The organism is Paenibacillus sp. LjRoot56 (assembly GCF_964253335.1).
GTDB classification, from domain to species: domain Bacteria; phylum Bacillota; class Bacilli; order Paenibacillales; family NBRC-103111; genus Paenibacillus_E; species Paenibacillus_E allorhizoplanae.
This window is the reverse complement of sequence record NZ_CAXURV020000008.1, coordinates 120,416-142,008: the sequence shown is the minus strand read 5'-3', so window position 1 is coordinate 142,008 and position 21,593 is coordinate 120,416. Positions and strand designations below refer to the sequence as shown.

General features: G+C 41.9%; 15 protein-coding genes. All 15 read left to right on the top strand.

Features of this window, described 5'->3' with window-relative positions:
• The first annotated feature begins 105 nt into the window (after nt 1–105).
• The 15 genes from ACSQ8O_RS36065 (at nt 106) to ACSQ8O_RS35995 (ending at nt 21,510) form a co-directional block, all read left to right on the top strand.
• Nucleotides 106–1,572, top strand: a complete 1,467-nt coding sequence (locus ACSQ8O_RS36065) for a glycoside hydrolase family 68 protein (RefSeq protein WP_436245660.1) — start codon at nt 106–108, stop codon at nt 1,570–1,572.
• A gap of 165 nt (nt 1,573–1,737) precedes the next feature.
• A complete protein-coding gene (locus tag ACSQ8O_RS36060) occupies nt 1,738–3,246 on the top strand; it encodes a glycoside hydrolase family 32 protein (RefSeq protein ID WP_436245706.1) in 1,509 nt (502 codons plus the stop codon).
• A gap of 145 nt (nt 3,247–3,391) precedes the next feature.
• A complete protein-coding gene (locus ACSQ8O_RS36055) occupies nt 3,392–4,984 on the top strand; it encodes a spore germination protein (protein ID WP_436245659.1) in 1,593 nt (530 codons plus the stop codon).
• Nucleotides 4,985–5,030: 46 nt separating this feature from the next.
• A complete protein-coding gene (locus ACSQ8O_RS36050) occupies nt 5,031–6,245 on the top strand; it encodes a Ger(x)C family spore germination protein (RefSeq protein ID WP_436245658.1) in 1,215 nt (404 codons plus the stop codon).
• A 15-nt stretch (nt 6,246–6,260) separates the two neighbouring features.
• Nucleotides 6,261–7,352, top strand: coding sequence for a GerAB/ArcD/ProY family transporter (locus tag ACSQ8O_RS36045; protein ID WP_436245657.1), 1,092 nt, complete (start codon nt 6,261–6,263; stop codon nt 7,350–7,352).
• Nucleotides 7,353–7,447: 95 nt separating this feature from the next.
• Complete coding sequence (locus tag ACSQ8O_RS36040; protein ID WP_436245656.1) at nt 7,448–8,452, top strand: LacI family DNA-binding transcriptional regulator; 1,005 nt, start codon at nt 7,448–7,450, stop codon at nt 8,450–8,452.
• An 86-nt stretch (nt 8,453–8,538) separates the two neighbouring features.
• Nucleotides 8,539–9,453, top strand: coding sequence for an ABC transporter permease (locus tag ACSQ8O_RS36035; RefSeq protein WP_436245655.1), 915 nt, complete (start codon nt 8,539–8,541; stop codon nt 9,451–9,453).
• 12 nt (nt 9,454–9,465) lie between these two features.
• Nucleotides 9,466–10,362: a carbohydrate ABC transporter permease gene (locus tag ACSQ8O_RS36030; RefSeq protein WP_436239507.1), complete on the top strand. Its 897-nt coding sequence runs from the start codon at nt 9,466–9,468 to the stop codon at nt 10,360–10,362.
• A 117-nt stretch (nt 10,363–10,479) separates the two neighbouring features.
• Nucleotides 10,480–12,138: an extracellular solute-binding protein gene (locus tag ACSQ8O_RS36025; protein ID WP_436245654.1), complete on the top strand. Its 1,659-nt coding sequence runs from the start codon at nt 10,480–10,482 to the stop codon at nt 12,136–12,138.
• 24 nt (nt 12,139–12,162) lie between these two features.
• Entirely contained in the window at nt 12,163–14,406 is a 2,244-nt protein-coding gene (locus tag ACSQ8O_RS36020; protein ID WP_436245653.1) for a GH32 C-terminal domain-containing protein, read from the top strand.
• 37 nt (nt 14,407–14,443) lie between these two features.
• Nucleotides 14,444–15,412: a carbohydrate kinase family protein gene (locus ACSQ8O_RS36015; RefSeq protein ID WP_436245652.1), complete on the top strand. Its 969-nt coding sequence runs from the start codon at nt 14,444–14,446 to the stop codon at nt 15,410–15,412.
• A complete protein-coding gene (locus tag ACSQ8O_RS36010; RefSeq protein ID WP_436245651.1) occupies nt 15,399–16,874 on the top strand; it encodes a glycoside hydrolase family 32 protein in 1,476 nt (491 codons plus the stop codon). The genes ACSQ8O_RS36015 and ACSQ8O_RS36010 overlap by 14 nt, the downstream gene beginning before the upstream one ends.
• Before the next feature lie 194 nt (nt 16,875–17,068).
• Entirely contained in the window at nt 17,069–18,076 is a 1,008-nt protein-coding gene (locus ACSQ8O_RS36005) for a substrate-binding domain-containing protein (RefSeq protein WP_436245650.1), read from the top strand.
• A 38-nt stretch (nt 18,077–18,114) separates the two neighbouring features.
• Nucleotides 18,115–19,719: a response regulator gene (locus tag ACSQ8O_RS36000; RefSeq protein WP_436245649.1), complete on the top strand. Its 1,605-nt coding sequence runs from the start codon at nt 18,115–18,117 to the stop codon at nt 19,717–19,719.
• Between the two features lie 12 nt (nt 19,720–19,731).
• Nucleotides 19,732–21,510: a sensor histidine kinase gene (locus tag ACSQ8O_RS35995; RefSeq protein ID WP_436245648.1), complete on the top strand. Its 1,779-nt coding sequence runs from the start codon at nt 19,732–19,734 to the stop codon at nt 21,508–21,510.
• Nucleotides 21,511–21,593: the final 83 nt, after the last annotated feature.

The window sequence follows — 21,593 nt, the reverse complement described above, 5'->3', positions numbered from 1 at the left end:
AGCCTGCAAATCTATCAATGTACGACATGTTCATAACTTTCCCTTTGCCTTAAACTTTAAATTGTGGAGAGAAAAAAACAAAAGTAGATAAGGAGTTGTTAGATTATGAACATCAAAAAATTGGTTAAACGAGCAACAACAGTAAGTTTGACGACAGCCATGCTGGTAGGAGGTGGTGCTCAAGCATTTGCGAAAGAGAAAGACACTATGGATTACAATGAAAATTATGGTTTTTCCCATATTACACGTTCTGACATGCTGAAAATACCTGAACAACAAAAGAGTGCACAATTTCAAGCGCCTCATTTCGATGCATCAACAATAAAAAATCTTTCTTCGGCAAAAGGTTATGATGAGCAGGGCAACTTGATCGATATCGATGTTTGGGATAGCTGGCCGCTGCAAAATGCTGATGGAACAGTAGCAAATTATAATGGCTACAATATCGTTTTTGCTTTAGCAGGAGACCCTAAAAGAGGATGGGACACCTTTGTCTACATGTTTTATCAAAAAGTAGGTGATACTTCCATTGATAGCTGGAAAAATGCTGGCAGAGTATTTAAGGATAGCGATAAATTCGTTCCTAACGATCCTTTTCTCAAATATCAAGCAGAAGAATGGTCAGGCTCCGCAACCTTAACATCGGATGGAAAAGTTCGCTTATTCTATACAGATCGTCAGGGTTGGGACCCCAATCACGGGTTCTATGGTAAACAAACTTTAACAACGGCCCAAGTCAATGTATCTCAACCAGATAAAAGTACGCTGAAAATTGATGGCGTTCAGGATCTGAAATCGATTTTTGATGGCGGAGACGGCAAAATCTATCAAAACGTTATGCAAGGAATCGAAGCGGAAAACTATTCAGATAATCATACATTAAGAGATCCTCACTATGTGGAAGACAATGGTCATAAATACCTTGTTTTCGAAGCCAACACAGGAACGGAAGTTGGTTACCAAGGAGAGGCATCACTCTTCAATAAAGCTTTCTACGGTGGAAAGAAGCAATTCTTCCAAGATGAAAAAAATAAATTGCTGCAAGGTCCTAAAAAACGTGCTGCTGAGTTAGCAAATGGTGCATTGGGTATTATTGAATTGAACGATGATTATACGTTGAAAAAAGTCATGAAACCGTTAATTGCATCGAACACTGTAACAGATGAAATCGAACGTGCCAACGTATTTAAAATGAATGGCAAATGGTATTTGTTCACAGATTCCAGGGGTTCCAAAATGACGATTGATGGAATCGGGGCGAATGATGTATACATGTTAGGTTATGTGTCCGATTCCTTAACTGGAACATACAAACCGTTAAATGACAGCGGACTTGTATTAAACATGAATCTTGATCCTAAAGATCTTACCTGGACTTATTCTCACTTTGCAGTACCGCAAGCTGATGGTAAAAATGTGGTTATCACAAGCTACATGACAAACAGAGGTTTATTTGCAGACCACAAATCTACTTTTGCTCCGAGTTTCTTGCTGAACATTAGTGGTTCAAAAACTTCGGTTGTGGGTGATAGTATCCTAGCACAAGGGCAATTAACGACTGATACAAAGTAGCTTAACAAAAAATAACGTAAACATCCTAAATAAAGCAAAGAAAATGCCGATGTAAATCGGCATTTTCTTTTTTACAAAAAGGAATAAACAGCAGCACAGCGAGGAGGTATCAGCTTGAACGATACAACAAATCATAAGAAAGCAGTAAAACGAATAGGTGTAGTTATGATTTGTTTCATTATTTTGATGACGATAGGGTTAGTGGTTCATTATTCAGAAAGCAATAAGAAGAACGAAATCATCGATTCAGTTATACCAACGTATCGAGCTAGCTATCATTTCACTACGCCCGACAAATGGAAAAACGACCCTCAGCGGCCGATATATTTCGATGGAAAGTATCATTACTATTATCTCTATAATCATGATTATCCGACTGGAAATGGAACCGAATGGCGGCATGCGACATCAACGGATTTGGTGCATTGGAAGGATGAAGGGGTGGCGATTCCTAAATATACGAATAAAAATGGTGATCCATGGTCGGGATCAGTCGTCGTGGATGATACCAATTCAGCAGGCTTTGGAAAAGGTGCTCTTGTGGCGATAGTCACACAGCCGTCTGCAGAAGGCGGGAAGCAGGAACAATATCTTTGGTACAGTACAGACAAAGGAAAAACGTTTACTTCTTATCGTGACAATCCCATTATTTCAAATCCTGGTACTAAAGATTTTAGAGACCCGAAAATCATCTGGGATCATCAGATTAATAAGTGGGTGATGGCAATGGCGGAAGGGACGAAAATTGGTTTTTATGAGTCTCCGAATTTAAAAGATTGGCAATATACGGGTGGTTTTATGACGCAAAATATCGGCATTGTGGAGTGTTCTGATCTTTATTTGATGCGTGCGAATGACGGGATCTATAAATGGATTCTTGGTGTCAGCGCAAATGGTAAGTCGGAAGGTCAACCAAACACTTATGCCTATTGGACTGGACACTTTAATGGCAAGGAATTTATTCCTGATCAAAGTGACCCTCAGTGGTTAGATTACGGCTTTGATTGGTATGGTGCTGTCACGTTTGAAGAAGGGAAAGACAGCGATAAATACAATCATCGGTATGCTTTAGCTTGGATGAATAATTGGGATTATCCTCATAGTACGCCAACGCTTCAAGAAGGGTTTAACGGGACAGATTCGATTGTTCGTCAAATTAACTTAACACATGATGGCGATACGTATCGTTTGGTTTCACAACCCATTGAAGCATTGAATCAATTGACAATTACAACGGATTCGTTGAAACAAATAGTGGTTAATGGCTCTAAAACTCTTCCTATAACGGGTGATGCTTACCAGCTTGAGACAGATATATCGTGGTCAGAGATCAAGAATGTCGGATTAAGACTTCGAGAATCAACAGACAAAAACCGTCATGTAGATGTAGGTGTTTTTGCAGAGGGAAGGTACTCTTATGTCAACAGAGCTTTTACAGGTCAGCCTGACCTGAGTGGTAAATATGTTGAAAGCAGGGCCCCCTTTGATGTGAGTAAGAAGCACGTTCACTTAAAAATTTTCGTCGATAAAACAAGCATTGAAGTCTTTATGGAAGATGGAACCATCGTTTTTTCCAATGAAATTTTCCCGGAATTAAACGAGCAAGGAATTACCCTTTTTTCTGAAGGAGGCACCGCGATCTTTAATAATGTTGTAATCAAGCACTTCAACTAGCCAAAGAAGGTTATCTCATTAAGGGCTGCGTAAATCGCGGTTACGGGTATCTTTGTATGTTTATGGCGGTTCGATGAAGGTATAACTCTTGGAACCTAAGGCGAAAATGAATGGTATTATATGGCATACTTGGTGAGGCTATCGGATGAACAGACTTTTACAGCGATTTGCCCGGAAATATAATGAGGGCTCACAACAGGATACTCAAGCAAAAAGCAAACAAATCGAACCCCTTTCCAATAGCTTACAGAAAAATATCAAGAATTTATCTGCGTTAACCGGTAACAGCTCAGATGTTGTCATCCGTACATTTCAAGGGGCTAATAGTTTACCTATGGCTATTGTGTATATAAGCGGTTTAACCGATACTGTGGTCATTAACGATCACATCATGAATCCGATCATGTCCGATGCAGAAGTAAATGAAGCTCAACAGAGAAATTCATACGATTCTTTGACGGTTATTAAAGACCAAATTCTTACTGTTAGTTCCACAAAAACGGTGAGTAATATAGATGAACTCATGTCTTCTTTATACAGCGGATCTACCGTTATTCTCGCTGAGGGTTGGGATCAAGGCATTTCCGCAAGTTCAGCTAAATGGATGCAAAGGGGGGTAGAGGAACCCTCGTCTCAATCTGTTATTCGCGGACCCAAAGATGGATTCACCGAGGATATCAGCACGAATATAGCATTACTCCGGCGCAGAATCAAAAGTCCGAATCTATGGAAAATCGACAGGCGAATCGGAACGGTGACCCAAACAGACGTTAGTGTTATGTATCTGAAAGGGACCGCCAATGATTTAGTCGTGAATGAAGTGCTTCAAAGACTGGATCGCATCGAAATAGACGGCATACTGGAAAGTGGCTATTTGGAAGAATTTATTCAGGATCAAACCTTTACCCCGTTTCCAACAATTATTAACACGGAACGTCCCGACACGGTTGCGGGTTCTATCTTGGATGGGCAGGTTGCTGTTCTGGTGGATGGAACACCCTTTGTTCTAGTGCTGCCGATCACCTTTCTCAAGTTCTTTATGGCCAGCGAAGACTATTATCAAAGATTCGATATTTCTTCAGTTTTGCGAATTTTGCGCTTCGTTGCGTTTACCACTTCTATGATACTGCCCTCCTTATATATTGCAATTACGACTTTTCATCAAGAAATGTTACCGACAACTCTCTTGGTCAGTCTTGCTGCACAAAGGGAAGGAATCCCTTTTCCAGCATTCTTTGAAGCTTTATTGATGGAGTTAACATTTGAGGTGTTAAGGGAAGCAGGGGTTCGAATGCCTAGAGCCATCGGTTCTGCAATTTCCATCGTTGGAGCTCTTGTTTTGGGACAGGCAGCAGTTGAAGCTGGGCTAGTCTCGGCAGCCATGGTGATCGTGGTAGCCTTTACGGCGATCTCCAGCTTCGTCGTTCCGGCTTTTAATATCTCAATTGCCGCTCGATTGATTCGGTTTATACTGATGGTTCTTGCCGGAGTTTTAGGATTGTTCGGGATTATGTCGGGGCTTTTTTTTCTATTGCTCCATATGTTGTCTCTACGCTCTTTCGGAGTTCCTTACATGGCACCCATAGCACCTTTTATACCAAGCAATTTAAAAGATACGGTGATCAGGGTGCCTTGGTGGATGATGGTAACCAGACCGCGTCTATTCGCTAAGAATAATTATGTGCGCCAAAAAGTTAACTTACATCCGGAGCCCTCCGATAAGGAGAAAGAAAAGTAATTGTATTCATACGGGTAGGGAGACGGACATCAAGGGGGATTAGGAAGTGAAACGATGGATAATCCTGCTGTTGATCACCTTTATGCTAGTCGTTAATAGTGGTTGTTCGAACCATATCGAACTAAACAAATTGGGGATTATCAGCGCAATAGCCTTTGATTTAGATGAAAGTAATCAATGGGTATTGACCTTTCAAATTATCATACCGAAGTCAATTCAGAGTAAGTCCGGCGGAGGCAACTCCCAATCTCCGGTTACTGTCTTTTCATCGAAGGGGAAGACCATACAGGAGGCCATTCAAAAGAGTGATTTAGAGGCTCCTCGTCACCTCTTTTTTTCCCATACTCGGGTCATTATTATCAGCCAACGTGTTGCTAAATATGGTGTCAATCAAATATTAGACGCGTACTTGAGAAGTTACGAATCAAGGGAAAATACGAATGTTCTCCTTTCTGATGCAGACGCAAAGAATGTACTTGAGATCCTTACTCCTTTAGAATCCATTCCCGGAAACGCGATTTCCAATTTGTTAAGTGAACAAGCAGACCGATTAACCAACCTAGTCCCATCTAAAATGCACGAACTCATGTCCACAATGACAAATCCTACCGCTAGCTCTACTGTGCCGGAAATCAAAATCACAGGTCAGCGAGAGGGACAAAATTCTTTAGACGCACTCAAAGAAACGCGTAAATCCACCGTATTGAAATTGGATAGAGTCGGTGTATTTAAGGAAGATAAATTTGCAGGTTGGTTAAGCCGGAATGAAAGCATCGGAATCCCTTGGATAACGAATCAGATAAAGAAAATGACTATCGTTTTTTCTTGTGAAGGGGAGACCCTCAGCGAACAGCTATCCTCCTTTTTGGTTCAAAAATCCCGCACCAACTTAACACCGAACATTTCGGGCGGTAACTTGTTCATGTCCGTAGATATTGAAGCCAAAGGAAATCTAAATGAAACGGCATGTAATCTGAAACTGAAAGAGCCTAACACCTTACATAAACTCGAGACATATATCCAGGAACAAATAAAAAATGATGTGGAAGACTCCTTCCAAGCCGCGAAAAAGATGAAAGCGGACATACTGGGCTTCGGTGACAAATTCCACAAGTCTTACCCGCAAAACTGGAAAGAACTGAGTAAAAACTGGGAGAAAGAGTTTGCTGATATCAGCTTGGACGTTAAAGTTCACGTAACGATTCAAAGAACCGGAATGATTAATGACTCCTTTTCCAAATTATCCAAAAAAAAAGAATGAGAAAGGAGGCTTCGTATGGAGCGGATCAGTAAATATCAGTTAGGTGCGATGATTATCTTATTTCAAATTGGAAGCACGCCATTATTTGAATTAGGAATCAAAACCGGTCAAGACGCCTGGTTGGTGGTAGTAATTAGCATGCTGCTAGGATTACTGCTGCTTTTTCTTTTTTTGGCGATCCAATGTAGGGAACCTGAAAAAAATTTAAGTCAGATATTGATTACATATTTCGGTTCAATTGTCGGAAAAACCGTCGTATTCCTCTATGCCCTAATGTTTGCTTACGAAGCCATGCGAAATGTACGGGACTTTGGTGATCTTACGCTCTTGACTATTCTTCCTAAGGGCCCTATTTCAATCATTATGCTGATAATGGTGACTTTATCGATTTATGCGATATACAAGGGTATAGAAGTTTTCTTCCGTTTAGCCGAATATATTGTAGTGGGTGTGCTGACTTTTTATTTAATTTTACTTATTATGCACTTTGTATCGGGTGTTGCTCATTTTAATTATCTTCTACCGATGATGGAAAAAGGCATCCAACCTATATTAAAAGAAAGTATAGCTGAATCCGTCTGGTTTCCATTTGGTCAAATGGTGATTTTTCTCGTGTTCTGGAGTTATTTAAACGAGAAGAAAGAGATGACAAAAACGACGATTCGATCTTTTTTTGTTTCCGGGCTTGTTATCACTCTCTGTAACATAATGAATCTGATCGTTCTAGGTCCGCAATTAGTTAACATAAGTACAGTACCTTTACTACAGTCGGTACAACTGATTCAGATCGCAGAAGTATTTGAGCGTTTTGATGCACTGGTTATCTTACTTTTTTACGCAGGGATATTAATCAAATCGACATTATGGTTTTTGGCCTCCGTACTTGGGTTATCTCAAATGTTTCATACGGACTATCGAAGGTTTGCGCTTCCTGTCGGTGGTCTTATTTATATAACAGCTCTTCTGCCCACAAGTTGGCAGTCGCATTTAGAGATTGGGAGAATCGTGGCGAATCAATTTATGGTCAACAAGATTTTCATTGGAATCATACCGTCCATTCTTTTTCTCGTTATGTTAATGAAAGGCCGAGGAAACAAACCGCTATAAATCCCTGTAAAAAACATTGACAACTTAAATAAAGGGAACCTATAATTGAGAAAGCGGTTGCGTAAACGTTTTTATGAGAAATGAGGGCAATTATTATGCGTTCCGGTATTAAGCAGGTAGCCGAACATGCTGGTGTTTCAATAGCATCTGTGTCTCATGTTATTAATAACACCCGCTATGTATCGGATGAAGTTAAGCGCAAGGTTTACCAAGCGATGGAAGAGCTTGATTACCGTCCCAATTCAGCGGCCAGAAGTTTGCGCAGCCAGAAATCTAACACTATCGGCCTTATTGTGCCGGTACTTCCCTCGGATACCTCTAATTTCTTCTTTATGATGGTAGCGCAGGGGATTCAGTATACATTGAAGCAGCACGGGTATCATTTACTGCTGAGCAACAATACAACGGAACAAATTGAAGATGAACAAGAACAGATTAAATTGTTTAATTCCAAGATGATTGACGGTTTGTTCATTGCTTCTATTGCTGAAGATGTCAGTTATTTAACCGATATCGTACGTTCGAATTATCCTGTCGTGTTTATCGACCGTAAACCTACCGGTTATAATGGGGATAGTGTACTGGCTGACGGCATCGGAGGCGCTTATGAGGCAGTCCAAACCCTTATCATAAAAGGCCACCGTCGAATAGGGATGCTAACCGGGGAACTTGGTATTACAACGAGCAATGAGCGCTATGAGGGATATAAAAAAGCATTAGCAGATCACGACATTCCATTTGATTCTTCCATTGTGAGGATAGCGGAATCCAATCTTGAGAGCGGTTACGAGAGTATGAAAGATCTGCTTGCGGAGCAGGAAATAACTGCGCTGTTCATTGCTAATAATGTGTTAACAATGGGCGCCATGAAATACATGCAAGAAAGACGGATTCAAATCCCGGCCGAACTGGCCATTATTGGCTTTGACGATTACGATTGGACTCAGATTACTACCCCGCCGTTGTCGGTTATCCGGCAGCCTTCTTATGAGATTGGTGTGAAGTCGGCAGAGATCATGTTAGAGCGGATTGAGAACCCAGGTTCGATTGGCAAAGAATACAGACTGCCAACTGCGTTAATCCTGCGAGGCTCTTGTTAAAAGCTGATCCGGCTTTTTTTTGACTATTAGAAAAACGTTTACGTAAACGATTTCCCGAGAAAAAGAAAGGGGTTGCACCATTTAAAATGAGCACATTCAAAGAACCTCTCAAACAGATCAAAGCCAACTACGAGCTGTATCTTCTCATTTTGCCAACTGTGATTTATTTCATTATTTTTAAATATTGGCCGATGTACGGGGTCCAAATCGCATTTAAGGATTTCATCGCTTCCAAGGGATTCTGGGGAAGTCCCTGGGTAGGATTGACGCATTTTCAACGGTTCTTCGATTCTTTTAACTTCTGGACGGTCATTAAGAATACGTTAGGACTTAGTCTTTTCTCGTTAGTGGTTTCATTCCCAGTACCGATTCTTATTGCACTGATGCTTAATCAGCTGCTCCACGAAAGGTATAAACGTTTTATTCAAACGGTCATTTATGCTCCTTATTTCATCTCTACCGTAGTGCTTGTTGGTATGATGTATGTTTTCTTATCGCCTGGAAGCGGGCTCATCAATCACATTATTCAACTGTTTGGCGTTGAGCCAATCTACTTTTTATCTAAGGCACAATGGTTTAAAAGCCTGTATGTCTTCTCTGGCGTCTGGCAAGAAACAGGATTTGCCTCGGTTATCTATTTAGCAGCATTAGCCGGTATCGATCCGCATCTTCATGAAGCGGCGGTCGTGGACGGAGCAACGAAATGGCACCGGATTTGGCATATTGATATCCCGGGGATTCAGCCGACAATTCTCATTTTGTTCATATTGGCGATCGGGAATCTCATGAATGTTGGATTTGAAAAAGCGTTTCTCATGCAAAATGATCTAAACGCCAGTTCATCTGAGATTATCGCTACGTATGTGTACAAAATTGGTCTGCAGCGAGCGGAATACAGCTTCTCCGCAGCAGTTGGTTTGTTCAATTCCTTGATTAATTTCGTCCTTCTGGTCTCCGTTAACCGTTTGGTCAAAAAAATAAACGGCAGTGGGCTATTTTAAAAGAGAGGAGGCATTCACCTTATGATTACAGCAAAAAGCACTGCTGATAAATGGTTCGACGCTTTAAACATTCTAGTATTGAGTGGCTTTGCGCTGCTCATATTGTATCCGCTATATTTCGTAGTTATAGCTTCCGTCAGTGAGCCCGATCATATTTATGCCGGCCAAGTGTGGATTTGGCCCAAAGGTTTTACGCTTGAAGGTTACAGCAGAATTTTATCGGATCCCCAGATCTGGACAGGATATGGAAATTCTATTATCTATGCAGCCGCAAGCGCGCTGATCAGTGTTGCTCTAACGATAGGAGCCGCATATCCGCTTTCTCGTAAGGATTTTTATGGGCGTAATGTGTTTATGCTGTTTTTTGTATTTACGATGTTTTTCTCTGGCGGCTTAATTCCTACCTATTTGTTAGTCAAAAAGCTGGGTATGGTGGATACGATTTGGTCAGTCATTTTGCCATCAGCCGTGGATGCATTCGGAATTATTATTGCCCGGACGTTCTTCCAATCCACCATACCGGATGAACTTAGGGAAGCGGCATTCATGGATGGCTGCAAGAATACACGATTTCTTTGGAGTATAGTTATTCCTTTATCCAAACCGATCATTGCTGTGCTAGTGCTGTTTGCGGTTGTTCGGCAGTGGAACGGATTCTTTGATGCATTAATTTATTTGGAAAATGAAAAACTGTATCCTCTTCAGCTAGTTTTGCGTAATATTCTGGTCCAAAGCCAGCCAATCGGCGACATGGTGTCAGATATTGACTCACTTTTAGCTAAACAAAGGGTTTCGGAACTAATTAAATATGGGGTTATTCTCATTGCAGCAGGACCATTGCTCATTTTATACCCATTCTTGCAGCGCTACTTCGTTAAAGGTGTTCTAATTGGATCTGTAAAAGGTTAGAGATGCGAAGGCAAGCATTAGAGGAGGTGGTGGCGGTCTTGCGGTGATATTAAAAGAGTGCATCTAAGGATCAGTCATAAATCTTAACGGTTACATATAAAGAGGAGGGTATCGAGAATGAAGAAAAAATTAACGACAATAACGATGGTGACGATGAGTTTGAGTCTGGTGCTGGCAGCATGCAGTGACAAAACGCCTGAGGTAAAAGATACGGTAGCCCCGCAAAACAGCGAGAAAGCGGCAGCCAAGAACTTTAACGAAAGCGGTTACCCGATCGTAAAAGATAAAGTAACAGTGAAAATGGTATCGCCGAAAGCGCCGCTTGCACCGAATTACGGAGAGATGGAGATCTTCAAACGTCTGGAAGAACAGACCAACGTGCATGTGGAATGGGATAATGTGCCGGAAGCGAACTACAACGATAAGAAGAACATTTTGCTTGCCAGCTCCAACTTACCAGATGTCTTCTACGGCGCTCGATTCACAGATAACGATTTGATGAAATACAGCAAAGATGGCACGATTATTCCTCTGAATGACCTTATCGATAAGTATATGCCTAACGTGAAGAAGCTGTTTGAAAAAAGACCGGAGCTGAAAGCGTTCGTTACTGCCCCCGACGGGAAAATTTACTCCCTTCCTGTGGCGGAAGAGCTGGGCAAAGGGCAAGCTGGCATCGGTTCGAATCCGGATTTTCTCTTCTTGAACAAAGCATGGCTGGATAAGCTGAGTTTGAAGATGCCTGCGAGCATTGAAGAGCTGCACGATGTGCTTAGCGCTTTTAAAACGAAAGACCCTAATGGTAACGGTAAAGCCGATGAAGTGCCGATGTCTTTTATGAATACCTTCTGGACCGGCGATATCGGTTATTTATTCGGAGCTTTCGGAGTTCCTGACAAAACGTATCAGCCTGGCGATAACTCGTTTATTGAACACTTGAATGTGAAGGACGGCAAAGTGAATTATGCGGCAACCGATCCCAAATACAAAGAAGCAGTCTCCTATTTTCACAAATGGGTTGAAGAGGGCCTCATTGATAAAGATTCCTTTACTTTCAACAACAATCCGGCTCCTTACTTTGCAAAAGGAAAAACGAAGGATGTTACGCTAGGCTCCTACCTCTGGTGGGAAGAGACGGAAATTGTCGGACCGGACCGCGCCAAGGATTATGCGCTCGTACCGCCTTTCAAGGGCATGGTCGTGAAATATAATAATGGCTCTCCTTGGAGTCGTGGAGGTCCTGTCATCACGAAAGTGAACAAAAATCCTGAAATCACAGCAAGATGGCTAGATTTGCAATATGAGCCGAAGATGGCTGCGCAGCTTCATTGGGGACCGATTGGCGTTGCATTCGATGAAAAAGACGGCAAACTTATACAGAAACCACTTGATGCAGGGGTAGCCGCAGGAGAATTCCGTCAAAAGGTTGCGCCGAACATGACGGGTGTTATCTTGGCTGAGGATTTCCAAAACCTCGTCGCTCCCGAGCCTCGCGCATTGGATAGAATGAATCGTATCAAGGATACCTTCGTTCCTCAGATGGAAAAAGAAAATTACCCGAGTATTTTCTTTACACCGGAGGAGCTGGATAAAATCGGTAAAATTAAACCTGATCTTGCCAAGCTGACCAATGAAAAACGCTCCAAATGGTTGATGGAAGGCGGCGTAGAGAAGGAATGGGATTCTTACTTAACGACGCTAAAGAAAATGGGATTAGATGATTTGTTGAAAATCTATCAAGACGCATTGGACCGCTACAACAAAGCGTCCAAGTAATGAGAAATCAGGAGGTATCCAACCATGGAACCTATTGCCTATTGGTCCTTCGATGAGGGGCAGGGGTGTATAGCGCATGAGCGAAGTACGAGTAGTTGGGATCAAATTCATTATGCGCTTGCCAAAGGCCGGTTTCAGCCTCGGCAAGATCCGGTTTGGCGGAAAGGCATTCGCGGGTATGCCCTGTTATTTGATGGTTATTCAACATGGCTGCAGCGCTCAGTAGACCAAAGTCCAAGGTTGTCGAAATCGTTGACGATTACCACTTGGATAGCTCCACGCAGCTATGACTTCGGAGATGAGCAGCGCCTAGCAGCGATCGTGAATCAACATGACAGAGAACGCTGCGAGGGTTACGTATTTGGATTATCCCGTCATGGGTCTTGGTCACTCCAGCTTGCGTTAGGCGAAGAGTGGGTGGAGGTCTGGTGCTATGATCACCCGATCCCTAAGGGAGCGTGGTCCTTTGTCTCTGCTACGTACGAAGCTTTAACAGGTCTTATGAAGCTATATTTAAATGGTTGTAAGGTTGCCGAAAAGCAGCTTTCAAAGAAGGATATCGGGATTACTGCAAGTACGGAAGATTTGTTAATAGGACGAAATAATAAGGGGGTTATCTTAGCAGAAGCCTTTACTATGAATATGTTCGACGGATTGATGGATGAGCTTCGTCTCTATGATCTTGCGATGTCTGAGGAGGATATCGCAAGATCATACCGGGATTATTTAAGCGAACACGGCGGGGTTGTACCAGCTATTCCTTACGAACATCTGGCCATTCATAGAGCTAACTTTGCTCAGGATCGGCATCGTCCGCAGTACCATTTGACTTCACCGGGTCATTGGATGAATGAACCGCATGCGCCTATTTATTTCAATGGGCTCTATCACTTGTTCTACCAGTTCAATCCGAATGGCCCTTTCTGGCATTATATCCATTGGGGACATTGGGTGAGCGAGGATTTGGTTCATTGGCGAGATCTTCCGGTTGCTTTAGCGCCAGAGCCCGGTATAGATCCGGACGGGATCTGGTCAGGCAGTGCGGCGTATGATGAAAATGGATATCCGGCCTTATTTTATACAGCAGGGAATTACGCTTGTTCTCCAAATCAATCGGTAGGTCTGGCTTATACGACTTATCCGCAGGATGGGGATCTAGATTTGAAAAAATGGGTGAAACATTCTGAGCCAATTGTTGTTCAGAAGCCTGGAATAGGATACTTTGGTGAATTCCGGGATCCCTTTGTTTGGAAAGAAAATGATACATGGATTATGCTCGTCGGTACGGGAATTGAGGGGAAAGGCGGTACCGCGATGGTCTACCGCTCAGAGAACTTAACCGATTGGGAGTTAGAAGGTCCCCTGTATGTAAGCAATTACGAGCAATACCCCTACCTTGGGGTTGTATGGGAGCTTCCTGTACTGCTGCCGTTAAAGCGTGATGGCCAGGAAACAGGTAAACATATTTTGCTAATAAGCCCATGGGGGCCAGAATCTAAAGTAGAAGTGAATTATTGGATAGGAGAGTGGGATAGCAGCCGTTTCCGCTTTATCCCGGATCATGAAGAACCAAGGCTCATTGATGTAGGTGATTTCCATTTCACTGGCCCAAGCGGCATGGTTGATCCTGTAACAGGAAGATCGCTGCTGTTTACGATTGCTCAAGGTGAGCGAACACCAGAAATCGATTACGATTGTGGTTGGTCGCACGGTGCCGGCATGCCGATCAGTTTGACTATGCGGGAGGATGGGCAGCTCGGGATTGAACCTATCGAGGAGATGCGTCAACTCCGGGGCGCGCAGCTTCTGAACTTACAAAATGTTAGCTTGGATGAAGCGAATGAGTGCTTGCAGCACATACGGAATGATTCATTCGAGATCGAGCTAACCTTTGGTCCAGGAGCCGTGCACCAATATGGAATTTCGGTCAGACGAACACCGGATGGGGAAGAGGAGACGGTTCTATTCTATGATCAGGATCGCGAGCGGCTTGGCGTGAATCGTAATAAATCAACGTTAGATGTGCGTGAACGAACGACAGGCATTCAAGAGGGTTTGCTTGAACTCCATGGAGAACCACTGAATTTGCGGGTGTTTGTTGATCGTTCATTGATCGAGGCTTACGCTAACGGGCAAAAATGCTTAACGACACGCGCCTACCCATCTAGGCTGGACGCATTAGGTTTACTTTTGCATGGGGAGCGAGACATTCGAATCATATCCATGCAAATGTGGGAGATCAAACAGACATTTCAAGTGTCGGTGTAGAAAAAAAGGAAGAGCATATCGGGAGGTAGAGAGAGCGATGTATGATATCGTTGCATTAGGTGAGGTATTAATCGACTTCACACCAGCTGGGCAGTCAGATTTAGGATATGTTTTATTTGAGCGCAATCCAGGAGGCGCGCCAGCCAATGTGCTGGCTGCATTAGCCAAATGGGGCAAACGGACTGGCTTCATCAGTAAAGTAGGAGCTGATAATCACGGACAGTTTCTAGTGGATACGCTAGAAAATTGCGGTATTCATACGCAGGGCGTAATAATGAGCAAGGAAGCAAATACGACGCTGGCTTTTGTTCAATTAGATGCAAGTGGCGACCGCTCCTTTAGCTTTTATCGTAAACCGGGAGCTGATACCCTGCTAGCAGAAGATGAAGTACGCTTGGATTTAATCGCGGATTCAAAGTTGTTTCACTTTGGTTCGTTGTCTATGACGAATGAACCCTCAGCTTCCGCGACAAAGAAAGCACTCCTTTTCGCCAAGGAAAATGGCTGCAAGATATCGTTTGACCCTAATTTGCGAATTCCGCTTTGGGACGATTTGGAACACGCCAAACGTATGATGGAGTTTGGGTTGGCTTATGCTGACTTCGTGAAATTATCCGAAGAAGAGCTCGTATTCCTAACGGGTGTTACGGATCTTGAAGAGGGATCACGCATGCTATATGAGACCTTTGGTACTTCGGTCATCTTAATAACACTAGCAGAAAAAGGAGCTTTCTACCGCTTGGGTCAAAGAACAGGAAGCGTTCGTGGATATGCAGTAGATGCGATAGATGCTACAGGTGCGGGCGACGCGTTTTTTAGCGGTTTTCTTCACGGATGGTTGGATGCAAATCATGACGTTCACACCATGAGCGAATCTGACATTCAGGGCTTGATCAGCTTCGCCAATGCAGCAGGTGCCTTAACCACGACCCGAAGAGGTGCCATCCCGGCGATTCCAAGTCTAGACGAGATACGAAAGGTGACGAAGATTCATGATAACAGCTAACAATCAAACACAATTCCGACCGCAGCTTCATTTCTCACCGAAAGATCAGTGGATGAATGATCCGAATGGGATGGTGTTTTATGAGGGGGAGTATCATCTTTTCTATCAATACCACCCCGAAAGTACGGTTTGGGGACCTATGCATTGGGGTCACGCTGTCAGTCAGGATCTGGTTCATTGGGAGCATCTTCCTATCGCGCTTGCTCCTGATGAACATGGCGCTATTTTTTCAGGAAGCGCAGTGGTAGATAAGCATGATACGAGCGGGTTTTTTGCCGGAAAATCGGGTCTTGTCGCTATTTTCACGCATCATGATACGATACCAGGGACGGATCAAATTAGGCAAAGACAGAGTCTTGCGTTCAGTATGGATCGCGGGCGCACATGGACGAAATATGCAAATAACCCTGTACTTACGGAGGAAGCTCTTCCTGATTTCCGTGATCCCAAAGTATTTTGGTACGTACCTGGGCAAAGCTGGGTAATGGTCATTGCTGCGGGTGACTACGTTCGATTCTACAAATCACCGAATTTGAAAGAATGGACATATACGGGTCAATTTGGATTGGGGCAAGGCTCGCATGACGGCGTTTGGGAGTGTCCGGATTTATTCGAGTTGCCTGTCGACAAGGACGTCAACAACACGAGATGGGTGCTTATTGTTAGTATTGGAGAAGATGTTAACTTCCCTGAAGGATCCCGTACGCAGTATTTTATTGGGGCTTTTAATGGGGACACTTTTGTTCCTGAGGAATGTCCTGCCCCCCTACTTTGGCTGGATCACGGGAGAGACAACTATGCAGGCGTTACATGGTCAGATGTGCCTGAACAGCAGGGAAGGCGTCTGTTTATCGGGTGGATGAACAATTGGAAATATGCCAACATCATTCCAACTGCCAATTGGAGAGGGGCGATGACGCTTCCTAGAGAGCTAACACTTGCGACAGAATCAGAGGGAGTCCGACTCCATCAGAAGCCGATCCGCGAGCTGGAGGCTAAGAGGCGGAATAAAGTGGATCGAGCAGCATTCGAGCTGAGCAATTCCGAAATAACAATAACTGACGGCGATTTATTTGAAATTATTGCTGAATTTGAAATTGGCGATGCCTTAGATTTTGGTTTGAAGCTAAGGTCCTCCGAGACAGAAGAAACGGTTGTAAGCTATGGCGTTCAGGAGCAATTGCTGTATATGGATCGAAGTCGTTCTGGAGTTACCGATTTTCATGAACATTTTGCATGCAAGCACAGTGTTGTATTGAAACCGGAGAATGGCATTATTAAAATGCATATTTTTGTAGACCGATCGTCCATTGAAGTTTTTGCAAATGATGGGAAGCGTGTCATGACAGATCAAATTTTCCCATTATCAACACTAGCAGAAATAAAAATGTACGCGAAAGACGGTACTGTTAGAGTGAAATCGTTAACGATTTACACACTTAATTCCATATTGCTTGATTAGTATTTTTTATGAGAAGAAAGTGCTGCGGATAAGATTGCAAGAACCCCCTTACGGATGAAGGGGGTTTTGTTTACGAAGTACTTCGATAGAAGTTTTTCTCAATCAGAGTCTTAGAAAACTCAGCATCGTCCTTTATTATTTTTTTAACTGGCAGGTTTCAATTGAAGGTAAATGATTATAGGGGATAGTCTAATATGAAAAGTATTAAAGTAGTATCGTTTATATTAATTGCCGTTGCTTGGGTTACACTTACCGCATGCTCTTCAAGTAAAATAACGGAACCTTCAGAAACATCTGAAGAAACGTTTTCACCTTTAGTAACAGAAAAAGCAGTACCGGCAAAAAAAGAGCAAGAAGTAGTGGTAGGATTTACTTTACAAAATTTAAGTAATCCATTCTTCGTCGCAATGTCCAAAGGTGCTACAGCAGGTGCTATGCTGCATGGTGCTGATGTAATTATAGTAAGTGCAGAAGGTGATTTGGCTAAGCAAACAGCTCAAATAGAAGATTTTATTACAAAAAAAGTAAGTGTAATTCTTCTAAATGCTGTAGATTCCAAAGGTATAGCGGGTGCTGTTAGCCAAGCTAGAGCGGCGGGTATCCCCGTCATTGCAGTTGACGTAGGTGCAGATGGAGGTGTGAACACGGTTGTAACCTCAGATAACTTCCTTGCCGGAAAATTAGCAGGGGAATATATTGTTAAGCGTTTAAATGGAAAAGGAAATGTTGTTGTCATTGATGGTCCTCCTGTATCTGCTGTAACGGATCGTATCAATGGATTTGAAGAAGCAATTAAAGCGACTCCAGGAATTAGGGTAGTTGCTAAACAGAATGGGTTTGGCAACCGTGAAACATCGGTTACATTGATGGAAACCATTTTACAAGTCAAAGGAAAAGGAAAGATTGACGTTGTATTTGCAACGAATGATCCTTCTGGAGTTGGTGCTAAAATTGCTGTTGAACAAGCAGGTCGGGACAAAGAAATGTTTATTGTTGGTGTAGATGGAGCGCCAGATGCCGTTAGTGCGCTTAAAGAAAAGAAAAGCTTCGTTGCAACCTCAGCACAGTATCCGTTTGAAATGATTAAATTGGCAATGGATGAAGGCTTTAAAGTTCTAAAAGGTGAAAAGGTAGAATCGTTAATTAAAATTCCTGTTGACTTGATTACTCAAGATAATGTGGAAACCTACAAAGGTTGGTAATATTCTTTATCAAATTCGAAAGCATAGTGGTGAAATGTATGTATAAGATTATCATTGCGGATGATGAAGATAACGTTAGGGAAGGAATACGAGATAGTTTAAACTGGAATGAGTTGGGATTTGAAGTGGTTGGCGACTTTGAAAATGGTCGTGAGGTGCTCCAGGCCCTTGAACAGATTCAACCTGATGTGGTTTTAACGGATATTAACATGCCGTTGATGGATGGTTTAGAAGTGTCACGCTATCTCTATGAACATTATCCGCAGACAAAAATTATTATTCTTACGGGTTACGATGAATTTGAATATGCTCAGCAAGCATTGAAGCTGAAGGTACATGATTATATCTTAAAGCCGAATACAGCTGATGAATTATGTCAAATCCTCTCCAAAGTAAAGGCGGATCTTGATGATGAGAATCGTAAAGTGGAGGATTTAAGCAAGCTTAAGCAGCAGCTAAGAGAGAGTTTGCCTCTCGTTAGAGAGCGGTTCTTGAATCAGTTGGTTACAGGAGAACTACGTGAAAGCAAGCTTGAAGATAAGCTTGCCTATTTGGATATTGATTTACCGGGAAGCCATTATTTAGTCGCAGTGATTGATGTAGATGATCATGGGGAACTGCAAAGATTTTATCCCGAAAGCGAGAGTGAACTGCTTTATTTTGCAGTGTGTAACATTAGTGGAGAAATTATTACAAGAAAAAAGAACGGACTCGTGTTCCAAAACAATAATGAAAAAACAATTGTAATCCTCTTTGGCGATAATATGGAAACGCTCCGTGAAGAAGCACTGCAAATCTTCGAAGAGATCAACCTATCGGTACGAGATTATCTGAAGTTTACAGTGTCTATTGGTGTGGGAGATATTTGCTCTTCTCTAAATAAAATTCATCATTCCCATAAAAGGGCTTCATTTGCACTTGATTATCGCTTTTTTCTTGGAAAGAATCGGATTATACATTTCGGCGATATTGAAGGGGGAAGAGGTGAGAGCACTCCTTACGATAAACATTGGGAAAGGAAGCTCGATACTACCTTAAAGTCAGGAACTCAGCAAGAGATAGAATTGATCATTGAGAAAATTATTGAAAACCTTAAGGAATCTTATCTGCCAATGGATCGTTGCTATATTCACATACAGCAAATAATCGTCTCGATTTTGGATGTTTTGGATGAGCTTGAGATTCGGGAAACACTTCATAGCACATCTTCCAATCCATTGACCGAAATTTACGGGTTAAAAACACTTGATGAAGTTGAAGATTGGCTGAAAAATTATTGTTTGCAAACCACAGGTTCCATCCTCGAAACAAGAAACAACTTTTGTAAGATGCAAGCTTTAAAGGCTGAAGAATATATAAAGGAAAATTATGCGGATGCGAAAATTTCCATGGATATGGTTTGTAAGTATCTGGTTCTAAGCACAAGTTACTTTAGTCTTATTTTTAAAAACCATACTGGAGAAACATTCATAAGTTATCTTACTCGGATTCGTGTAGAAAAGGCGAAAGAATTACTTAAATGTACGGATTTGAAGACTTATGAAATCGCAAATCGTATAGGCTATGTTGACCCCCATTATTTCAATTTAATTTTCAAAAAAGCGACGGGTATGACCCCGACTGTATATCGCAGAATGGTGTAAAGGGGCGTAAAAATGGTAAGAAATCGAATCAAGCACTTTTTTCATTTCAAAAGTATCCAGTCAACCATTGCTGTCGCTTTTTCATGCTTAATTGTGGTCACAATTACGGTGATTGCATGGATGTCTTATCACCTTTCCACAGATGCAGTGAAAAAAAATTCACGGGATTATACCTATCAGCTTATGGGACAAGTAAGCTCGAATATAGATAGTTACATCAATTATATGGACAATATTTCGCGAATGGTTCTTTCCAATTATGATATTAAAGAGTACCTTTTGAAGCAAGTATATCTTGGTGCAATTGGTAAGGAAGACTTGAAACAGAAAATATCCTTCCAATTGAATACTGTGTTGAATACAAGAAAGGATATTTCGTCGATTCTTATATTTGGTACAAATGGGGAGATTATCCCTTACAATGAAAATATTAAACTAAATCCACAAGTGAATCCAACGGTGCAAAGCTGGTATAAGAAGGCAATTGAAGCGAAAGGGAAAGTCGTAATTTCTTCTTCACATGTACAAAATATGATTCTTAACGACTATAATTCAGTGATATCCTTAAGTCGTGAACTGAGTAGTGATGTCGGGAATGAAAAGCTTGGCGTTCTGCTTGTAGACTTGAACTATAGTGTCATCAACGATATTTGCAATAAGATTAAACTTGGAAATAGGGGATATGTTTTCATTGTGGACGCAAATGGAAACATTGTTTATCACCCTGAGCAGCAAATGATTAACAACAATCAGAAAATTGAATTGATCTCTGAAGTTATGCGTACTCCTGGCAGCAGCTTTGTGACTTCAGAAGGTAAAAATAGCCGGATGTACACGATTAAAACATCGCAAAGCACCGGATGGAAAATTGTCGGAGTCACTTATGTGGACGAATTAGTCTCCAATAAGAATGAGTTGCAAATGTATACTTTTTTTGGAGGTATAGGATTTCTTATCATCGTAGTTTTGCTCTCTATTATTCTTTCCTTACGTATTTCAAGGCCCATTAAACATCTTGAAAGTTCGATGAAAGAGGTAGAGAAGGGAAATTTCGACATTCAGGTTGATATTCAAAGCTCCAATGAAATCGGGCACTTAAGTAATCGATTTAATCGAATGACGACAGAGATCAAAGAATTGATGCTGCAAAATGTGAAGGAACAGGAGTTAAAAAGAAAGAGCGAGTTGCAGGTATTACAAGCTCAAATTAATCCTCATTTTCTTTATAATACGTTGGATTCAATTATATGGATGGCAGAGACTGGAAAGTCGAAAGAGGTTATCCTTATGACAGCTTCCTTAGCAAAGTTATTCCGTTTAAGCATTAGTAAAGGACAAGAATTCCTTTCTATTTTTAACGAAATCGAGCATATTAAGAATTATTTGACGATCCAGAAAATGCGGTACAAATCTAAATTGGATTTTGAAATCAATGTGGATAAGAGTATTCTTTCTTGTAAGCTGATCAAGATTATTTTACAGCCTCTAGTAGAAAATGCCATTTATCACGGAATAAGAAATAATGCAGGGAAAGGTAATATTCAAATAACTGGTATACGTAAGGGGGATCGTATTCTTCTTCAGGTCATCGATAATGGAATTGGAATGTCTCCCGAGGAGATCCAAAACATATACCATAAAGATCGTACGTCTGCGAAAGGTAGTGGTATCGGCGTGCAAAATGTGGATCAAAGAATCAAGCTCCATTTTGGCGAGCCGTATGGGCTGCATTTCGAGAGTGAATTCGGGAAAGGAACTACCGTCAATATTTGGCTGCCAGTCATAGAATAGAAGTAAATATATAGCCCTAGCCTGATTCTTCATAACAGGCCAGGGCTTTTTTGTTCAGTAGAAAAATTTCAACACTTGCAAGA